Source organism: Bartonella sp. MU37NMGALS (assembly GCF_042194015.1).
Lineage (GTDB): Bacteria > Pseudomonadota > Alphaproteobacteria > Rhizobiales > Rhizobiaceae > Bartonella > Bartonella grahamii.
Genome location: NZ_JBHIML010000050.1, coordinates 1 through 2,635 on the forward strand (window position 1 = coordinate 1; position 2,635 = coordinate 2,635).

General features: G+C 38.1%; 3 protein-coding genes and 1 pseudogene. 3 read left to right on the forward strand and 1 reads right to left on the reverse strand.

Going from position 1 to position 2,635, the window contains the following annotated elements; genetic code table 11:
• The 3 genes and pseudogenes from ACFIJP_RS08705 to ACFIJP_RS08715 form a co-directional block, all read left to right on the forward strand.
• A pseudogene (locus ACFIJP_RS08705) lies at positions 1-1,004 on the forward strand (filamentous hemagglutinin); the annotation flags it as partial.
• On the forward strand, positions 1,001-1,408 hold the full coding sequence (locus tag ACFIJP_RS08710) for a hypothetical protein (RefSeq protein WP_273724574.1): 408 nt from the start codon (positions 1,001-1,003) through the stop codon (positions 1,406-1,408). The pseudogene ACFIJP_RS08705 and the gene ACFIJP_RS08710, both read left to right, overlap by 4 nt.
• A 177-nt stretch (positions 1,409-1,585) precedes the next feature.
• The gene (locus ACFIJP_RS08715; protein ID WP_273724680.1) at positions 1,586-1,945 is read left to right on the forward strand and encodes a hypothetical protein; all 360 of its coding nucleotides are present in this window, start codon (positions 1,586-1,588) and stop codon (positions 1,943-1,945) included.
• A gap of 102 nt (positions 1,946-2,047) precedes the next feature.
• Here the strand turns inward: ACFIJP_RS08715 and ACFIJP_RS08720 are convergent, their stop codons facing one another.
• A complete protein-coding gene (locus tag ACFIJP_RS08720; RefSeq protein WP_007347209.1) occupies positions 2,048-2,248 on the reverse strand; it encodes an AlpA family transcriptional regulator in 201 nt (66 codons plus the stop codon).
• Between the last annotated feature and the right edge of the window lie 387 nt (positions 2,249-2,635).

Consider the following 2,635-nt stretch of genomic DNA (forward strand, 5'->3'; position numbering starts at 1 on the left):
CGCTTGAGGGGATCGTTCATAATCGCGTAGATATGATCAATGATTTATCGGATGAAGGATTGGGATACTGGGACAAAATACGCGAAGTCGCAAATGTTAAAGAGCATCCTGTAGGTGAGATTTTGCATGATGAAAATGGCAATGTCCTCTATTTAACCGATGAAAATGGAGAGTATATAAAAGGCAGCGATGGAAAATATATTACTCTGTATCGCTATTTAAAACCAGGAGAAGAAAATCATTTACAAAAAGGCTCTGATGGCAACAGGCGTATGTTCTATAATGGTATTTCTAATTCATCTGATGAAGCAGCCCGTAATGCCGTCAAAATGGCTGATAATGCGCATGAACCCCTTTATTTTACCTACCACCCCCAAGCTAAAGATAAGCTAGTAGAGTTCGGGGTAGCAATTTATGAGTATTTTGGGGGATGGAGTAATTCGACCAAGAAATTCCAAGATTTTGCCTATCGTTATGGCAATACAGGGGCGATTGTTAGTGCGCATAGTCGTGGTAGCTTAACAGTAGGCAATGGAATGCGTGACTTTGAACAGCATGGCATTCACGGTATAGCAGAAAAAACAGATATTTATCTTTATGGACCAGCGGATCATGCTCAATCGATAGCGAATGCATTATATGTCGTAAGCGATGGCAAAAATGATCATGTTTACTTACAAAGCCATGCATCTGACCCTATTAGTACGTTGTTTGGTTACAATGCACCTACTTTTTATAAAGTACCTTTAAATCTAGATTTTTCACTTTTGGAGAAAGGTATAAAAAATCCTTTATATATGACGCTGTTTGTAGGAAACAGTTTATTGACTACAGCAACCTCTCCATTGATAGAGGGAGGGAGGGCGTTAGGCGGTTATGATCCTAGTCCCCATAATTGTTATGGTGATGCAAGTAAAGCGTGTATAACTAATTATGGAACATCTCCTACTAAACAAATTCATTCAATTTATTCGACTTTAGATCATTTATGGAAGAAAAAATGAGACAAATTTTAAAATTATTGAGTGGTATAGTCCTATTAAGTGTGACTGGATGTGACATATCAAAAATTGACAGCAGTCCTCCAGAGTACGTGAGTATGTGGGAGAAGGCAGGTGCAGATTCTACTGAGGTAGGAAAAGCCTTATTAGAATGTGGAATGCCGAGTCTTATTGATGCTGATTCAGAAAATAGAAAGCTTAGTGTTAATGAGGATGCAACAATTTATGCTTGCATGGTTCAATCAGGATTCCATTATAAAGGGAGAGGAAACTGGTGTTATACATTTAGAGAAGAAAACCTTCCCATTTGTCAGCTTGGTGCTGTCATCCCACAGAGAAGTGTCGAAAAGCGCTTAAACAGCCCGTTTTGTAAAAGAAGTCCAGTACAACCTGAATGCAAACCTTAAGTTTTGTTTGTGACGATCAACAATCTGCCATCCTTTCCTTTGTTTGGAATGGCGGGATTGTTCCCTCAACTAACCATTTCAATATTGTTCACTGTTGTTTTCAGCAGCGGTGACAGAAAATATCAACAAGCTTATGAGCTGTTTTATTGTAAATAAATCCATTGAAAGAGGGGAATAATGAAGAAAATCTTAAAACTGTTGAGTTGTATAGCTCTGTTAAGTATCACTGGATGTGTTAACTCAATTCCCTCACTTTCTCCAGCATTATGGAGAAATAAAATACTTTTAGAATGTGGAGTACCGGACCTTAATAAGGTTGTGGCGCTAGATTTGAATCAATTTGCCAGTATTGAAATGTGTATGGCGCAATCAGGTTTTCGTCCTAGCTTTACAATACAAGATTGGTGTGAAAACCATAAATCGGACAATCTTCCCATATGTCGTCCTGGTGCTGTCATGCCTCAGCGAAGTGTTGAGAGACGCTTAAATAGCCCTTATTGTAAAAAACATTCAGAACAACTTGAATGCCAGCCTTAAGTCTTGCTTCAGCAGAGAAAGCCTTGAATTTACACCAAATAAAGCACCAGGTTGATGAGTTTGAGAAAGCCTTGTCCGTTCTTACGTGACAAGGTTTTCTTTTTATGCCGCGTCACTTTGACGTTGCTGTTTTGCTTGCTCGATTACATTCAAAAGATCTGATTGTAACCAACGGGATAAAAAGCCAAATTTTAAAGGTTTTGGGAGAGATCCATTGGTAACATGACGGCGGAATGTTGAGACACTCATATGAAGCAGTTTTGCACTTTCACGGTCTGTCAAAAGAATATCATTTTCTGTCATAATAATTTCCTTTCAAAAGTAAAAAAATGAAAACAAATCATAAGCATTTATTAACCACATTTTGGTTCATTTTTGAAGGTATTTTATTTATAGAAAACAATATTTTATCATACAATTTCTGATGTGATAATTTATGACTCTTATTGAGAAAGAATGAGAGAGAAGAGAGCTAAAGTTATCCACAGATAATGGGGTTATTCACCCCATATCTTAAGATTGACCAGTGACATAAGCTGCCCATTTATCCATATAGATCCGGCGTTGTTCTAGATAATCAGTCCGACGATAGGCACGCTCTACTTTACCCCCTACCGTATGACTTAGAATAGTTTCAGCGACCTCATAGGGGGCATCGGTTGTTTCAGCGAGCCAATTGCGTAAACTAGA